Genomic DNA, 632 nt, shown 5'->3' on the forward strand with positions numbered 1-632 from the left:
GTCGAGCCGCAGCACGCCATCGGGATTGGCCATGATCTCGACCACTTGGGCGTCGGACAGCGCCGCCGCGATCACCGGCCCCATCGCCGTGCGCAGCATGGCGTGACGGCGACCCTGTGCCGCCAGGTTGACGCCGCTGGTCATAGCCCGGCTCCGGCGTCGGGCGCGGCCGCGCCGATCGAACGGCCGCTGGCAAGTTGCCGTCCCACCTGATCCACGAATCGGCGGAAGCGTTCGCGCCCCACCGCCTGCGCGGCCTTGTCGGCATCGGGCAGCGGCGCGGTAACGGTGAGCTGGTAGCGCACGAACAGCGATAGCGTTTCGAGCAGCACCTGACCATTGCGCTCGATCCGGCCAAGCTGCGTGCTGATCCGGTCGAGCCGGGTTTTGAGCAGATCATCGACTTCGCGGGTCGCGCGGCGATTGAGGTAATCGCGCAGCGCGTCCGAAACGATCGCCGATTTGGACGTGCCGGGTTTCGATCCCAGGCGCTCCAGTTGCTGGGTGAGATCATCGTCGAGATAGAGGTGATGGCGGGGTTTCATCGCTGCCGCTCCCATCAGAAGCTCGGCAGGAGGTCGTCGCCGCGATCCTCGCCCTCGTTGATGCCATAGGCGCGCTGGGCGGGGCTG

1 protein-coding gene and 1 pseudogene are annotated in these 632 nt (G+C 67.6%); both read right to left on the bottom strand.

The features are described 5' to 3' along the window. Window positions 1–144, bottom strand: a pseudogene (locus tag BGN95_RS13415) (P-type conjugative transfer ATPase TrbB); the annotation flags it as partial. Further along, window positions 141–545 (bottom strand): ribbon-helix-helix domain-containing protein, encoded by a 405-nt coding sequence (locus tag BGN95_RS13420; RefSeq protein ID WP_286772901.1) that lies wholly within the window; start codon window positions 543–545, stop codon window positions 141–143. The pseudogene BGN95_RS13415 and the gene BGN95_RS13420, both read right to left, overlap by 4 nt. Window positions 546–632: the final 87 nt, after the last annotated feature.

Source organism: Sphingomonas sp. 66-10, from assembly GCF_001897045.1.
GTDB classification, from domain to species: domain Bacteria; phylum Pseudomonadota; class Alphaproteobacteria; order Sphingomonadales; family Sphingomonadaceae; genus Sphingomonas; species Sphingomonas lycopersici.

Excerpts from the sequence above, each read along its gene's own strand:
- BGN95_RS13420 (WP_286772901.1), bottom strand. The coding sequence starts at position 545 with ATGAAACCCCGCCATCACCTCTATCTCGACGATGATCTCACCCAGCAA.